The organism is Microcoleus sp. LAD1_D3 (genome assembly GCF_036702135.1).
Classification (GTDB): Bacteria; Cyanobacteriota; Cyanobacteriia; order Cyanobacteriales; family Microcoleaceae; genus Microcoleus.
The window spans coordinates 19,757-35,256 of the sequence record NZ_JAUBSB010000006.1; the positions used below are offsets into that span (position 1 = coordinate 19,757).

Genomic DNA, 15,500 nt, shown 5'->3' on the forward strand with positions numbered 1-15,500 from the left:
CAATTCCCAATCCCCAAAATTTATGTTTCGCAAAACACCCCTGGCATGGTTGCAAGTAACTAGAGAAAAAACCCGCCTCGCTGTTGCTATAGCAGGAATTGCCTTTGCAGATATTCTGATTTTTGTGCAACTGGGATTTCAAGATGCACTATTCGATTCTGCCGTTAAGCCGCACCAAAGTTTACAGACAGATTTAGTTTTAATCAATCCTCAATTTGAAACTTTTGCTGCGGTAAAAGACTTCAACCGAGAGCGACTTTACCAAGCACAAGGAGTAGAAGGAGTAAAATTCGTCACTCCCTTATATATTGGTATGGGAGAGTGGCGAAATCCCACAACCCGCACTACTCGATCGATTTTAATTTTTGGAATCGACCCCGGAAACATAACATTTAATTTGCCTGATGTCAATCAAAACTTGCCTCAAATTCAAATGTTTAATCATGTGTTGTTTGACCAATCTTCTCGACCAGAATACGGCGAGATTGCCAATATTTTTCACCAACAATCTACCCTCGAAACCGAACTCAATAAACGCAATATTAAAGTAGGAGGAGTCTTTACTCTCGGTACTTCCTTCGTGGCTGACGGCAATGTCATTGCCAGCGATTCTACATTTATGAACTTATTTCCCGATCGCACACCCGATCAAGTTGATGTCGGCTTAATCAAGCTACAACCCGATGCCGATATCAAAAAAACCCAGTCAATGCTCAAAGCTATATTGCCCGATGATGTCAAAGTTTTAACCCTAGCAGAATTTGCAGAAATTGAAAAAGGTTATTGGGCAAATGCTACTCCGATCGGCTTTATTTTCGGATTCGGTACAATTATCGGATTCGTTGTTGGTCTGATTATTGTTTACCAAATTCTTTACTCGGACGTTTCCGATCACTTAGCGGAATATGCGACTTTAAAAGCAATGGGATATAGCGATCGCTATTTAGTCGGAGTCTTAATTCAGGAAGCTCTGCTATTAGCTGTATTAGGTTTTATGCCGGGAATTGTTTTAGCCAACGGACTGTATTCGCTAGCACAATCTGCCACTTTACTGCCAATTGCGATGACAACAAATCGAGCGGTTGTAGTGTTAAGTTTGACGATCGTGATGTGTACCGGTTCCGGCGCCCTCGCCCTCCGCAAACTCCAATCAGCCGACCCCGCAGACATCTTCTAATCTGGGTTCATCAGCGTTAATCTGCCTGCATCTGCGGTCAAAAAAACTCCCAAAAATCACCATGCAAACCCTAAATTTTCCCGCTAACCCAACTACCGCAACCGAACCAGTAATTTCAGTCCAAAACCTCAACCATTACTTCGGTCAAGGCTCTCTCAAAAAACAAGCCTTATTTGACATAAATCTCGACATCAACCCCGGAGAAATAGTCATTATGACGGGGCCCTCTGGTTCCGGCAAAACAACTTTATTGACAATGTTAGGCGGGCTGCGTTCGGCTCAAGAAGGCAGTCTCAAAATTCTTGGGCAAGAAATACACGGAGCTAGCAAAACTCAGTTAACTAAACTCAGAAAGCAAATTGGCTATATTTTTCAAGCACATAACTTGATGACATTCTTGACAGCCAAGCAAAACGTGCGAATGTCTTTGGAACTGCACACAGAAATGCTAAATCAGAATATGGATGCTTTGTCAATAGCTATGTTAGAAGCAGTGGGTTTGGGAGAGCGGGCTAATTATTACCCCGAAAATTTGTCGGGAGGGCAAAAACAAAGAGTTGCGATCGCCCGTGCGTTAGTCAGCCGCCCTAAAATAGTTCTAGCGGACGAACCAACCGCCGCTTTGGACAAAAAATCCGGGCGAGATGTCGTAGAAATTATGCAAAAACTAGCAAAAGAACAGGGTTGCACGATTTTGCTAGTCACGCACGACAACCGCATTCTCGATATTGCTGATCGAATTATCTACATGGAAGACGGTCGTTTGGCAACAAATCCGCGTCTGGTAATTAGTCCTTAGTCACTTTATTTGCTGGGCCCACAGCCTCGATCGCATCCTCCAAGGCGATCGATATATGAGTCCAATGAGTCCCCCCCTGACAAAAAGCCACGTAAGGCTCCCGCAGAGGCCCGTCAGCCGAAAACTCCGACGTACTCCCATCAATAAAAGTACCCCCAGCCATCACTAACTGACTTTCATACCCGTGCATCGGAGCCGGCACCGGATCTAAATAGGAACCGACGGGGGAATTTTGCTGAACCGCCCGACAAAAAGCAATTAACTTATCAGCAGAACCGAATTCGATCGCCTGAATCACATCTCGTCTTCTAGCCAAAGGCATAGGATTCACTCGATAACCCAACTTATAAAAAACATAAGCCGTCAAATGATTTCCCTTCATCGCCTCCCCCACACAACCGGGAGCCATAAACAAACCCTGAAACAGCAAGCGATTCAAATCAAAAGTTGCGCCTCCGCTGCTGCCGATTCCTGGCGCCGTCAAGCGACAAGTTGCCGCCTCCACTAAATCAGCCCTCCCGGCGACGTAACCTCCAGCAGGGACGATCGTACCCCCCGGATTTTTGATTAAAGAACCAGCCATCAGATCTGCACCCACAGCAGTAGGTTCGCAATCCTCGACAAACTCCCCGTAACAATTATCAACAAAGCAAATTGTGTTAGGATTCTGATGTTTAACTATGGCGACGATTTTTTCAATCTCAGAAATAGACAAACTCGACCGCCAAGAATAGCCGCAAGAGCGCTGGATAAAAACCAGGCGAGTTTTTGCTGAAATAGTAGATCTCAACGCCTGCCAATCCAAACTTCCTTCGCGAGTTAGAGGCAACTCACGGTAAGTAATGCCAAACTCAGACAGTGAACCTTGACCTTGCCCCCGCAAGCCGATCACTTCTTCTAAAGTATCGTAGGGAGAACCAGCCACTGCCAACATTTCATCACCAGGACGCAGGATGCCAAAAAGAGCACAGGCGATCGCGTGAGTACCCGAAACAAACTGTACCCGGACAGCCGCGGCCTCTGCCCCTACCACTTCGGCAAATAACCCGTCCAAAGTTTCTCGACCCAAATCATCGTGGCCGTAACCCGTAACCCCTGCAAAATGGTGGACTCCAACCCGGTGGCTGCGAAAAGCTTTTAACACTCGTTGAAGATTTTGCTTGACTGTAGTGTCAATACCAGAAAAAATCTGAAAGAGTGCCTGTTCTGCTTCCTGTAGCCGTGAAACGCTATTCATCTATACCTCGCTCACCCTTTGCGTGCGCGCTGTTCATTATGGCGTAGATGCGGCCCCTAGTTTGTAAACATAATATATTCATGACGATTGCAACTTCCAAAAAAACTTCTCCTGATTGGCCTGTCGTAGGCTTTATGGCCTTTCTGCACATCGGTGCTTTATTTGCTTTGCTGCCGAGTAATTTTAGCTGGTCTGCTGTCGGGCTAGCAGTCTTCCTGCATTGGGTAACAGGTGGTTTAGGAATTACTCTCGGATATCACCGCCTCGTCACCCACCGCAGTTTTCAAACACCGAAATGGCTAGAGTATTTTCTAGTTATTTGCGGTACCCTTTCCTGTGAAGGTGGCCCGATCGACTGGGTAGGAATGCACCGGTTACACCACATACATTCCGACACCGAAACAGATCCCCACGATTCCAATAAAGGCTTCTGGTGGAGCCACATGGGCTGGATGCTCTCGGATCTCCCGATCAGAGTTGAAATCCCCCGCTTTACTAAAGACATCGGTGACGACCCAGTATACAAGTTTCTCCAGGCATATTTTATCCCCATCCAAGTTGTCTTCGGTGTGTTGCTTTATTTATTAGGCGGCTGGTCTTTTGTGGTTTGGGGCGTGTTTATGCGGATCGTGGTGGTGTTCCACTGCACTTGGCTGGTTAACAGCGCTACCCACAAATTTGGCTACCGCACCTACGAGTCGGGCGATGGATCGACGAACTGCTGGTGGGTTGCCCTGCTCACCTACGGCGAAGGCTGGCACAACAACCACCACGCCTTTCAATACTCGGCTCGCCACGGTCTCCAATGGTGGGAAATCGACTTCACCTGGATGACAATTCAACTGCTGCAAGCACTGGGTTTGGCAACCAAAGTGAAATTAGCAGAAAAATAGCTGGGCAATTAGTCCTTGGTTGTCGGTCATCAGTTCTGGACTAATGGCTCTTGACCAATGCCTAATCCTGTTTTTGCGGTCAGGTTTTGGTTGGGTTGAAGTAAGTTCTCATCCTCGGGTGCGATCGACCCAACCAAAACCAGAATCAGTTATAATATAATTGGGAACAAAAAATTTTGTTTGGCAGCCAAATTTTTTATTTTCAAAATACAACCGTAAATCTTTTTCAATCCTAATCCCAAATCTATCATTGATTCTTTATTAGTTTGGGCAAGAGTGCAGGAAAAAAGTTCACTGCTCAATCCCAACTATTATGCGTGAATCTAGCTCGGCATCTCATCAGAAATCAAAAAGAGAATGACAATTGCAACGCAAGAAAAACTCCAATACAATTGGAAGCACGTTATTAGTTTAGCAGGACTTCATATCGGCGCTTTGTTCGCACTGCTACCCAGTAACTTCAATTGGACAGCAGTTGGTTTAACAGTATTCATGCACTGGATAACCGGCGGTTTGGGAATAACTCTGGGATGGCATCGTATGCTCACCCACCGCAGTTTTCAGACACCAAAATTCGTAGAATACTTTCTAGCATTTTGCGGAGCCCTTGCCTGTCAAGGAGGAATAATTGATTGGGTTGGGCTGCACCGATTGCACCACACCAACTCTGACCAAAATGCGCTCGACCCTCACAATGCCCAAAAGGGTTTTTGGTGGAGTCACATCGGCTGGATGCTATATAAAGGTCCAGCTCACGCTGAAATTGCCCGCTGCACAAAAGACATTTCGAGCGACCCCTTTTACCAGTTTTTGCAAAACTACTTTCTCCCCATTCAAATCGCATTTGGCGTGTTGCTTTACTTAGCAGCAGGCTGGCCTTTTGTAGTTTGGGTAATTTTTGTCCGCTTAGTTGCGGTATATCACTGCACTTGGTTTGTTAACAGCGCCACTCACAAATTTGGCTACCGCACTTACGAAACCGAAGATAGTTCTACTAACTGTTGGTGGGTTGCGGTTTTGACTTACGGCGAAGGCTGGCACAACAACCACCACGCTTTTCAATACTCTGCGCGTCACGGTATGAAATGGTGGGAAATTGACTTCACTTGGATGACAATTCAAGTTTTGGAAGCACTAGGTTTGGCTACTAAGGTGAAATTACCAGCAGCAAAATAGCAGCCATTGAGTCCTAGACGCAGAACCTCTGTAGGGTGTCAACTGCGTACCTTACCGCTTCAGAAACCCGGTTTTTCAAAGAAACCGGGTTTTTGGGTGACTAATAACCAATGACTAATGACTAATGACTAATAACCAATGACTAATGACTAATGAGCCCGTTTTTGCTCGCCCCGGCCGCGCAAATATTCCGCTAAAAACGCCAATCCTCCCGAACCTACTATCAACAGCACGCTCAGAGCATTAATATCAGGTTTTACCCCAGTCCGAATGCGGCTAAAAATTTCCATCGGTAGAGTTGTAGTCCCGCTACCTGCGGTAAAACTCGCAATCAAAAAATCGTCCATGCTGAGGACAAAGGACAGCAGACAACCTGAAACAATTCCGGGTATTAATTGAGGGAGCAAAACCTGAATAAAAGCTTCAACAGGCGTTGCACCCAAATCCAAGGCAGCCTCTTCTAAATACGGGTTTAAATCTGCCAATCTAGTAGAAACAGCTAGAGCGATGTAAGCGAGACAAAACACAATGTGAGCGGCGACAATTGTCCACAAACTCAGAGGAATAGCTAGCGCCGCTAAAAATACCAGAGTAGCAACCGCGGTCGCAATATCTGGAATAATAATCGGCAAGTAGGAAACTCCCTGATATAAATTCTTGCCAGGAAAGCGGTAGCGGGCTAAACCAACGGCCATCAAAGTGCCGAGTACAGCCGAGATTGCAACTGCACAAACAGCCACTGTTAAACTGTTTCTTAGGGCAATTAAAATCCGCGTATCGCTAAATAATTTAACGTACCAATCTAAAGTAAATCCTTCCCAGCCGGCGCTAAAACGCGATTTGTTAAAGCTGTAAAATGTGAGTACCAGGATGGGCAGGTACATATAAAAAAACATCACAACGGCAAATATCACCTGCCAAGAAATCTTAAATTTAGGTTTTAAGTACATATCGGCTTGTATTTCCTCCTGTGGATTTTCTGCGGTCTTTTCCATTTCTCGGTAATAGGTAATAGGTAATAGGTAATTAGTAATTGGTTATTGGTTATTGGAACAGTCAACAGTCAACTAACTTAGATTGCATTACGATCGCCATATTTGAGCAAAAGGGCAATTCCGATACTCACTGCAAAGATTAATACCATACTCAGAGCCGAACCCAGCCCCCAATTTTGAGTGGCCCCCAAAAATTGATTGTAAATCAAACGAGCCGCCGTCATGCTCGAAGCTCCACCGAGCAACTCCGGATCGACAAAATCGCCCAAACTGCTAATAAATACCAGCAAAGAACCCGCAGCAATTCCCGGCATCGTCTGAGGTACTGTCACTTTCCAGAAAGTTTCCACTGGATTCGCGCCCAAATCCTGAGATGCTTCTAGCAACCTGCGGTCTAACTTTTCCAAAGAAGCGTAGAGAATGGTCACGATATAAGGCAAATAACTGTAAGCCATACCGATGAGAACTGCGGAACTTTGATTGAGCAATTCCAGAGGAGGAATGCCTACAAGTGCCAGCAGCGAGTTGAGAACCCCCGTAGGACGCAGAATTGTAATCCAAGCATACGATCGCAACAGCGAAGAAGTCCACAGCGGCAACACAAAGCCTAACAAAGTTAAATTCCGCCACTTTTTCGAGACATTGAGGGCGATCCAGTAAGCGACGGGAAATCCCAGCAGCAAACACAGAATAGTAGTCCCCGTTGCGAAAAAGAGCGATCGACCAATCACCTGCAAATTCAGTGGCTCAAACACTCGCAGGTAGTTGCCGATTCCCGAAGGATTCACCAAATCTCCCGGTTTAATATTCGGCACCAAACTAAGCTGAAAAATCACCAGAGTTGGTATTACTAATAATAAAAGCAGCAACAAGCCAGAAGGGCCGAGCAATGTTAGTGGCCCCGCCCAAGCAGACCACGGGGAAACCGTTTCAGCCTTCAAAGAAGAATTGGGAGGAATAGGAGGGGGAGTTCTAGTTGAAACAGCCATAGATCAATTTTTTTGAGTTTTTAACCGCTGATGAACGCGGATTAACGCGGATATAATACGGATAGAGTGGGCGATCTGCTGTGCGGGGGCGAGTATTGTGTAAATATTGGGTTATAATTAGAGATTGCCTGTAAAACCCGCCCTCGGTTTGATGATTAGCCGCTGGTTAATTGAGTCCAATAGCGATCGTACACGTCTATAAATTTTCCTACCGGAGCAACACCTTCGCAATTTTTCAAAGTAGCCTCGGAAGGGAAAAGAATTTCATTTTCGCGGACTTCCGGCGTCAGCAAACTAAAAGCATCTTCCGAAGGAGTTGAGAAACTGAGCCGTTCTACTAAAGAAGCAGCGACATCCGCTTGCAGCATAAAGTTAATCCACTTATAAGCTGCTTCTGGATTGGGAGCACCTTTAGGAATTACTAAAGTGTCAGTCCACAGAGAAGAACCGCTTTTTGGCACAACATAGCGCAATTTGTCATTATCTGGAATTACCTCATTAGCATCAGAAGAATAACACATAGCTACCTTCAAATCCCCCGTCAGCATTTGCGGCCGCCAAGCATCAGTGGTAAAAGATGCGATCGCCGGTTTTAACTCCACCAACTTTTCGTAAGCTTGTTTCACTTGCTCTTGGTTCGTAGAATTGAGAGAATAGCCCAACATCCGCAGCGCAGCACCCATCACTTCTCGAACATCATTTGCCAGCGTCATTCGCTTTGCTAACTCCTGTTTATGCTGCCACAAATAGTCCCAATCTTCTGGCTCTTCTTTGAGTTGTTCGCTGTTGTAAATTAAGCCTGTGGTTCCCCAACTCACAGGCACGCTGTAGCGGTTTCCTGGGTCATAAACAGGGTTTTGGAACTGTTTTTTGAGCCGATCGAGTCCGCCCAAAATCGAGTGGTCTAATGGGCTCAACAGCCCCAGTTCCGTCATCTGAATCACCATGTAGTCAGACGGGTAAATGATGCTGTAGGCCCGGCCACCGCCAGCTTGAACTCTAGCCAGCATCGCCTCATTGGAGTCAAATACATCTGCAACCACGCGAATGCCGGTTTTTTCGGCAAAGCGATCGAGCAAAGCGTTATCGGTATAGCCTGCCCAAGTATAGATGAAAAGTTGGTCGGCATTACCTTTGACGGGAGGGGCAGATTGTACGTCTGCAAGTCGCCAGCCACAACTCGAAACAGCTAAACCGGAAATTGTCGCCGCCGAATTTTTTAGGAACTGACGGCGTGTAGAATTAGCCGGAAAAATCCTGGAAATTGGTAAGTTAGTCGGAGGCACAGTTAGATTTTAGATTTTAGATTTTAGATTTTAGATTGGGGAATTGGGGATTGGGAAATTCGATTTTAGATTTGAGAATTTGTAATAAGGAATAATTGGTAATGAGGAAATTATCCCATTCTCCCCCTCTTCCTTCTTCCTTCTTCTTGACATCCGTTACATCCGTCGAGCGAATCCGTTGCCGAACTTCCTTCGTTTCCCAATTATGCTCGATCGCCCAAAGCGAGACAATCAGTAGTTCCCCAATAAGCGTAAATCGGCGTGTGCGGGTCTGGGAAAGAACCGCCGGTATTTGGCTGGCGCACCGTAATTTTATCGCCCGACGACAACTCAACCACGTAATGAACGTGCGTCCCCATGTACATAGTATTTTTGAGCCGCCCTTCAAAACAGTTGACCGACACTTCCGGCTGGTAGAGATTCAAATATACTTTTTCGGGCCGAACGCTGACCACAACCGAGTCGCCTGTGACACCACTCCACATATCCGACTGCTGAACGACTATTTTCAGATTGGCTGAGGTGCGAACTGTGATAGTCGATCGGTCGATCGACTCCACCGTACCAGAAAACAAATTCGTATCGCCAATAAAATCGGCCACAAAAGCCGTCTGCGGGCACTCATAAATTTCTTCAGGAGAGCCAATTTGCTCAATCCTCCCCTCGTGCATTACCGCAATCCGGTCAGACAGACTCATCGCCTCTTCTTGGTCGTGAGTCACCATCACAAAAGTCAAACCCAATTCTTGATGCAAATTCGACAGTTCCAACTGCATCTGCTTCCGCAACTTCAAATCCAGAGCACCCAGAGGTTCGTCCAGCAGCAAAACCGCCGGTCGATTTACTAGAGCTCTCGCCAAAGCCACCCGCTGCTGCTGGCCGCCCGACATTTGACCGGGAAACCTGTTGGCGAAAGATTCCATTTTCACCAATTGCAAAACTTCTCGTACCCGTTCTTCAATTTCCGCTTTCCCCAGCTTTTTGATCCGCAATCCAAAAGCGATATTGTCCCAGACATTCATGTGTCCGAACAAAGCATAGCTTTGAAACACAGTATTTACCGGACGGCGGTAAGCTGGAGTGTTGGTCATCGACTGGCCACGAATCATCAATTCACCCGCCGAGGGAGTCTCGAACCCAGCGATTAAGCGCAGCGTCGTAGTCTTGCCGCAGCCACTGGGCCCGAGGATGCTAAAAAATTCTCCTTGGCGGATGTTGAGGTCAACTCCGCGGACTGCGGTTTCGCCGTTAAATACCTTAAAGACCTTGCGGAGTTCAACGTCAAGCGCTGTATCCGTTGCTGTCGTACCTTGGTTGAGTGCTGTCTGAAACATATTCGCCCTTTCCTGGGGGTAATGCACGCCACTTAAATACAGTTTAAGTTTAGACTTTTCTGTATTTTAGGTGAGGAATGTTGGATGTAACAGGTTTTGGGATTTGTTCTTTAAATTCTATCCCAGAGCGCACCATTGTCAGCAACAGGCTTTCCGGCCTGTTCCACAAGAAAATTCACTCTTTGTGGAACAGGCATCTGGCGTCAGCAACAGGCTTTCCGGCCTGTTCTACAAGAAAATTCACTCTTTGTGGAACAGGCATCTTGCGTCAGCAACAGGCTTTCCGACCTGTTCCACAAGAAAATTCACTCTTTGTGGAACAGGCCGGAAAGCCTGTTCATAAAAGGCTTATTGAGAATGGTGCAACATCTTAGATAGATCGGCCATCTATTGATTCTCAGGACTTGGCGTAGGAGAGGGTTTTTGCGGTTTCTCTGTTTTGGGTGCTTCTGCTTTTTTCCACTCTGACAAAGGTCGCTGGACGGCATTTTTAAAGTCAAAAGGCACTAGCAGCACGGGCAAATTTTCGGCTGAATTTTGAGGGGGCGCTTCCGGCGGATTGGCTTGAGCGTACAAGAAGCGGCCGCTAAAGTCTGTTTTGCCTAAAACTAGGCGGTGAGTTTCCTGGTTGTCCAGTTTTACTGTGACTGTAGCTTGGGGTTGGTCGAGACCGAATTCTGGCAGTTGAGCAGCAGTAATATTAATCGTGCGATCGCTCTTTCCTGTTGCTAGCCTGTCTAATAAAAAATCCACCGATGCCTGACTCGCGTGTGCTTGCACTGGCAATTTCATTTCCCAGCTAGACTTGCCTCCTTTTGTAGCATAAACTCTTTCAAAAGTCAATATTTTTTCGGGAGTTTTGACTGTAAAGAATTGTATGCGATCGGAGTTAAAAGCAAAAATTTTCTGTTTTTCTTCCTTAGCGGCTTCTTGTTTCGGAGACACTTGCATCTCGAACAAAGCAACCAGCCCAGTCATGCTCAACGCGACGGCTATCAATACTAATGTATTTTTCTGCAATTTCATAGTAACAGCGAATTGGGCATTGGGCATTGGGCATTGGGCATTGGGCATTGTTGACTGTTGACTGTTGACTGTTGATTAATGTTATTGGTTATTTGTTATTAGCCACAGCAAAGGATTAACAAATGACAACTGACAACAGTCAACAGTCAACAATCAATAGTCAACTAACTTATCTTCTCTTCCACCAGATAGCGCCACCAATTCCCAGTCCGAGTAAAGGCCAAATTAGCCAAGCTAAAACCAGCAATCCTACTTGAATGGCCGTCATGTTAATGCGGCGGTTGGTAGCTTTTTTCGGACTAATAGAAAAGCTTTGCTGGTCTGGTTTACTCAACCAACTGACTGAATTGAGAAACACGTCGCTATTGAGTTGTTGGTCAAACCAACCGTTAGTCACAAATTGAGATGTGCCAATTACTACCATTCGCGATGTTTTTCCAGAAGCTGAAGGCACAGAAGGAGTTGCGGTTGGACTGGGAGATGCTGTGGGAGATGCTGTTGGCGAAGTTGTCGGTGTTGGCGAAGTCGTCGGTAATCCTGGAGGCGTTGCTTCTTGCGAGACAATCACCGAATAGCTGATTGGGGAAGCTGTTGGCGAAGTTGTCGGTGATGGGGAATCTGTCGGCGATGGGGAATCTGTCGGCGATGGTGAATCGGTCGGCGATGGGGAAGTTGTCGGTGATGGTGAATCTGTCGGTGATGGGGAAGTTGTCGGTGATGGTGAATCTGTCGGTGATGGGGAAGTTGTCGGTGATGGTGAAGTTGTCGGTGATGGTGAATCTGTCGGTGATGGTGAATCTGTCGGTGATGGTGAATCTGTCGGCGATGCTTGGGGTGAAGGCGAGGGCGAAGTTGGTGTTGGTGAAGGTGAGGGCTTTAAGGGAGTGCTGTCAGTGGACGATCGAACTAAAGCTACACCTAATAATAGCGGGCCTTGTCGATCGGTCTTCTGATCAAACTCCAATTTCTTAGTCGTCAAATCGCTTTCCGCCCAACTTTCCTGACTTGTCCAAATCAGCGGTTTTTCCTCTATCCCTTGTACTGGCGAGGTTTCCAAAGCACGCGCAAATGGATAAAAGGAAATACCGTTGCCAAAACTTTGAGTAATCGGATGTTCGCCGTAGCGCCTGACGGTGGGAACCGTGGGGCCCAGGCCAAATCTTTGACCAGTACCCGAAGCATCGATGGCCAAACGGGTGTCTAGTTTGACCCCCCATTCTTGCAGAAGTTTGTCCAATCCCGTATCAATTGCCGGGTCTACCATTAACAATAAACTGCCGCCGCGATCGAGATAAGCTCTTAGTGCTTTAATTTCTGTATCGGAAAACGGTTTGTCCTGGCCGGGAATGATTAAAGCATCTGCATCTTCTGGCACTTCTTTGCGTTCGGTCAAATTCAGCGTTTGGGCGTTGTAGTATTTATCTTTCAGAGCTTTTTCAGCTTGCTGAATTCCGCCTTGACCTTCCTGTAGCGGGCGGGCTCCTTTGCCTTGCAAAAAGTAAACTGTAGCAACGCGAGTGCTCAGGATTTCTTCTAAGCCATTTGTAAGTTTGATCTCTGAAAGACCTTGATTTGGGTCGCTACCAAAAGCAGTGCCACCTTTTTGCAGAGCTTGTTTTTTGTCACCGGATTGCAGGTAAACTTCTCCGATGCTGGTAATGCTAAATTCCCGCGCTTTTCCCGGTTGGGTCTGCGGGTCAACAAACTCGAATTGGAATTTTTCGCCTCCCTCGCGTTTGTAGCTTTGCAGCAATTCTTTAATTTGGGGGTTTTGGATGGGGTCAAACACCCAAACTTTGACTGTTTGTTGCAAATTTCGCAGTATTTGTTGAGTCTGCGGGGCGAGGGTAAATTGTTGGCTTTCGGTTAAGTCGATGCGGACGGGATAGCGAACTGCTATGAAGTTAATTACTCCGAGAATCACAAAGACGGCGAGGGTGGCAATCAGGGCGTTGGTGCTGGCTTGAGTGGAACGCTGCCCCCAAAAGCTTTGTTCGTAACTCAAATATAGCAGCCAAAGGGCGATCGTCACTGCTCCGGCAATAACTAAACCGACTGTCAGGGGGTCCCATACTCCAGATACAAGTGCTGCTGTTACCCCCGCTGCGATGAGGAGGGGACCCAGCAAAAAAACGTATTTCCAATTTGTTTTGCTAATTTTCATAAGGTAAATATTGCGTGACAAAATTCCGGGTCGAGGATGTTATTCTATATCGCATTAGCCTGCAACCATGCTGTTAAATCTGACGGCTTGTTGAAATCGATCACGGCATCTCCTAGTTCTTCTAATTCCTGTATACCTAATTGACGGATGCAGTTTTCGGTTTCTGGTTGTATTGTGCCTAAGCGCTTCACTAGCTGACGCAATATTAACGATAGTTGAGCGGCTTTTATCACCTGCTCTCTTGCTACATCTATGGCAATCTGCTGGTCTTGAATCCACAGTTCTTGCTTCTCCAATTCATTTAATTCTTGCTGCGTGAAGTTGTCCTCGTTGGCAATTCTCAAAGCTTTCTGAAGTTCGGCAACTGTACTCAGTCTTTCTGGTACTGTCTCCAGAGTGCTGGTGTTTTTGAGAAAGTAAATCCATTGGTCGGCGGTTGTTTCTAATTCTGCTAATTCCTTGCTAAATTTTGGCAGTTCGATAAATACTAATTCTATTTCAGTATCGGGACACTCAAACTGTTGCTCTTTTTCTTGGAAAACAAACCGCGACATAAATTCCGGCTGATTTTCAAACATTTCAAAGTCGGCAATTTTCAAAGAAATTACTGTTTTTAGTCTTTCGTAGCGTTCTTTTCCTGTTAATTGCTGGCTGTAGCTTTTGGCAGCGTTGTACAAAACTCTGTTCCCGAAGGAAGGCACGTTGATCAGTTGAATTTCAACTAGGGCGATTCTGCCGCCGTTAATTGTGGCTTTGACATCTAGGTGTGTGTCTTGGGTTGCGAGAGTTTGAGGTTCTGGTTGGGAGTCGATTATTTCTAAGTCTTCGATGACCGGCTGTGCTTCATAAAGGATGGCGTTTAAAAAATTAATCAGGATGTCTTTGCTGTCGCTGGAACCGAATATTTTTTTGAACGCAAAGTCGATTTTGGGATTGATAAATCTCATTGTTTGAGGTGTTTTGTAGAATGATTCGTAGGGAAAAAATAACCTTCCCTTTGCTTTTTACTTGTCTTTACTTCGGCAAAAATAACCTTCTCTATCTCTGTCTTCCCTAATGTTTTTAAGAACGCTGATATCGCAAGGCATCGATGGATTGGGCGGTCAGAAATACTCCTAAAATGATGTAACTGGCAAACATAATTAAACTGCTGGTATCGAAAACTCCCTTGACAAGATTGGTGTAATTTGTTAGGAGCGACAAATGTCCTAATGCCGTTCCAAAGGGGCCACCGATACTGACGGCGACTGCATCGATCACCCAGAGAAATAATACTAGAGCGAAGGTGAGGATGGCTGATAAAATTGTGCTGTCGGTGAGGGACGAAATAAACATTCCGAGCGACAATACTCCTGCTGCTAGTAAGATTAAGCCGCCGTGTCCTAGCAGAAGAACTCCGGGGGGTACGGGTGGGGTTGAGGAACTGAGGGCGATCGCCTCGCAGAACAGCAGGGGCAGCAACATTGTGGTATAAAATGTTAAAACACCGAGGAGTTTGCCCGTAGCAACGGCCCAGTTTGTTAAGGGCGATGTGGCTAATAGTTCTAAGGTTCCACGTTTGCGTTCTTCTGCGTAAAGTCCCATTGAGAGTGCGGGTAGTACGAACAAGGAAAGGGAACCCATTATTCGCAGGAAGAGTTGCAGGAATTCGTAGGCTACGTCGATGGGAGGTTCGGTAATTCCCATTTGGTCTCGCTGACCAATTTGGGGAATTAACCCGTCGGGGGCGAGGAGGATGGCTATCAAAAAGTAGCCGGTGATTAGCCAAAAGACTGCTGCTATGGCATAGGCTAATGGTGAGGCAAAATAGCTTTGTAGTTCTTTGCGGTAAATTGCGACAATATTACTAATCATTACTAACCTTGGGAATGGGGAATAGGGAATGGTGTCAACTTAAGCCTGAAAGCCTTTGTATCTCTCGTTTATAGCCGAGTCTAGATCCCCCTAAATCCCCCTTAAGAAGGGGGACTTTGAGTTGTTCCAGTTCCCCCCTTCTTAAGGGGGGCTAGGGGGGATCGGGGCTTAATCGTCAAACAGCAGTCTGTGACTACGTTTGACCTTAAGTTGATACCAATGGGGAAGGGGGAATGGGTAATTGGTAATTGGTTCATTCTGAGTCGCCTGCGGGTGGTGTTTCGCGGTCGTCGCTATCCTGTGGCTTTCTTTCTATTTGTCGCTTTTTGGTAAGAGGTGGCTGTTCTGGTCGAGAATCGCTAGTCGGTTGTGGCTTTTTTTTAAGTGGCCGATTTTTGACCACTGGTGGGGATTCTGGTTGAGAAGGTTGGCTCGACTTTGGTGTTTCTGAAACTTCGAGATTTTCGACAATCGGTTCTGGCTGAGAAAGCTTGATCGACTTTGGTGAATCTAAAATCGCTTCGGGTTCTGGTGCAGAATACTCGATCAACTCTGGTGTTTCTACAATGA

14 protein-coding genes and 1 pseudogene are annotated in these 15,500 nt (G+C 46.2%); 5 read left to right on the forward strand and 10 right to left on the reverse strand.

Annotation, left to right across the window (positions count from 1 at the left end):
• Positions 1–22 precede the first annotated feature (22 nt).
• Both devC and QUA74_RS04975 read left to right on the forward strand, forming a co-directional pair.
• Positions 23–1,177 carry an ABC transporter permease DevC gene (gene devC, locus QUA74_RS04970; RefSeq protein WP_333325631.1) on the forward strand — a complete coding sequence of 385 codons (1,155 nt, stop codon included), beginning with the start codon at positions 23–25 and terminating at the stop codon, positions 1,175–1,177.
• A gap of 61 nt (positions 1,178–1,238) precedes the next feature.
• The gene (locus tag QUA74_RS04975) at positions 1,239–1,976 is read left to right on the forward strand and encodes a DevA family ABC transporter ATP-binding protein (RefSeq protein WP_333325633.1); all 738 of its coding nucleotides are present in this window, start codon (positions 1,239–1,241) and stop codon (positions 1,974–1,976) included.
• Here the strand turns inward: QUA74_RS04975 and QUA74_RS04980 are convergent.
• Entirely contained in the window at positions 1,966–3,213 is a 1,248-nt protein-coding gene (locus QUA74_RS04980; RefSeq protein WP_333325636.1) for an aminotransferase class I/II-fold pyridoxal phosphate-dependent enzyme, read from the reverse strand. The genes QUA74_RS04975 and QUA74_RS04980 overlap by 11 nt on opposite strands.
• Before the next feature lie 80 nt (positions 3,214–3,293).
• On the opposite strand from QUA74_RS04980, the gene QUA74_RS04985 reads away from it, so the two are divergent.
• Positions 3,294–4,106, forward strand: coding sequence for an acyl-CoA desaturase (locus tag QUA74_RS04985; protein WP_333325639.1), 813 nt, complete (start codon positions 3,294–3,296; stop codon positions 4,104–4,106).
• Positions 4,107–4,463: 357 nt separating this feature from the next.
• The gene (locus tag QUA74_RS04990) at positions 4,464–5,282 is read left to right on the forward strand and encodes a fatty acid desaturase (protein WP_333325643.1); all 819 of its coding nucleotides are present in this window, start codon (positions 4,464–4,466) and stop codon (positions 5,280–5,282) included.
• A 149-nt stretch (positions 5,283–5,431) separates the two neighbouring features.
• Here the strand turns inward: QUA74_RS04990 and QUA74_RS04995 are convergent, their stop codons facing one another.
• From QUA74_RS04995 to QUA74_RS05010, 4 genes are all read right to left on the reverse strand, one after another.
• Positions 5,432–6,277 (reverse strand): ABC transporter permease, encoded by an 846-nt coding sequence (locus QUA74_RS04995; protein WP_242725017.1) that lies wholly within the window; start codon positions 6,275–6,277, stop codon positions 5,432–5,434.
• A 77-nt stretch (positions 6,278–6,354) separates the two neighbouring features.
• On the reverse strand, positions 6,355–7,266 hold the full coding sequence (locus QUA74_RS05000) for an ABC transporter permease (protein ID WP_333325648.1): 912 nt from the start codon (positions 7,264–7,266) through the stop codon (positions 6,355–6,357).
• Between the two features lie 155 nt (positions 7,267–7,421).
• On the reverse strand, positions 7,422–8,552 hold the full coding sequence (locus QUA74_RS05005; protein WP_333325651.1) for a spermidine/putrescine ABC transporter substrate-binding protein: 1,131 nt from the start codon (positions 8,550–8,552) through the stop codon (positions 7,422–7,424).
• 203 nt (positions 8,553–8,755) lie between these two features.
• A complete protein-coding gene (locus QUA74_RS05010) occupies positions 8,756–9,886 on the reverse strand; it encodes an ABC transporter ATP-binding protein (RefSeq protein WP_333325653.1) in 1,131 nt (376 codons plus the stop codon).
• Between the two features lie 77 nt (positions 9,887–9,963).
• Here QUA74_RS05010 and QUA74_RS05015 point away from each other — a divergent pair, with 77 nt between their 5' ends.
• Positions 9,964–10,260 (forward strand): hypothetical protein, encoded by a 297-nt coding sequence (locus tag QUA74_RS05015; RefSeq protein WP_333325656.1) that lies wholly within the window; start codon positions 9,964–9,966, stop codon positions 10,258–10,260.
• A gap of 13 nt (positions 10,261–10,273) precedes the next feature.
• Here the strand turns inward: QUA74_RS05015 and QUA74_RS05020 are convergent, their stop codons facing one another.
• The 5 genes and pseudogenes from QUA74_RS05020 to QUA74_RS05040 form a co-directional block, all read right to left on the reverse strand.
• The gene (locus QUA74_RS05020) at positions 10,274–10,939 is read right to left on the reverse strand and encodes a DUF4340 domain-containing protein (protein ID WP_333325659.1); all 666 of its coding nucleotides are present in this window, start codon (positions 10,937–10,939) and stop codon (positions 10,274–10,276) included.
• Between the two features lie 142 nt (positions 10,940–11,081).
• Positions 11,082–13,076: a Gldg family protein gene (locus QUA74_RS05025; RefSeq protein ID WP_333325662.1), complete on the reverse strand. Its 1,995-nt coding sequence runs from the start codon at positions 13,074–13,076 to the stop codon at positions 11,082–11,084.
• Between the two features lie 44 nt (positions 13,077–13,120).
• Entirely contained in the window at positions 13,121–14,023 is a 903-nt protein-coding gene (locus tag QUA74_RS05030; protein ID WP_333325665.1) for an Rpn family recombination-promoting nuclease/putative transposase, read from the reverse strand.
• A gap of 115 nt (positions 14,024–14,138) precedes the next feature.
• A complete protein-coding gene (locus QUA74_RS05035) occupies positions 14,139–14,930 on the reverse strand; it encodes an ABC transporter permease (protein ID WP_333325668.1) in 792 nt (263 codons plus the stop codon).
• Positions 14,931–15,183: 253 nt separating this feature from the next.
• A pseudogene (locus QUA74_RS05040) lies at positions 15,184–15,500 on the reverse strand (hypothetical protein); the annotation flags it as partial.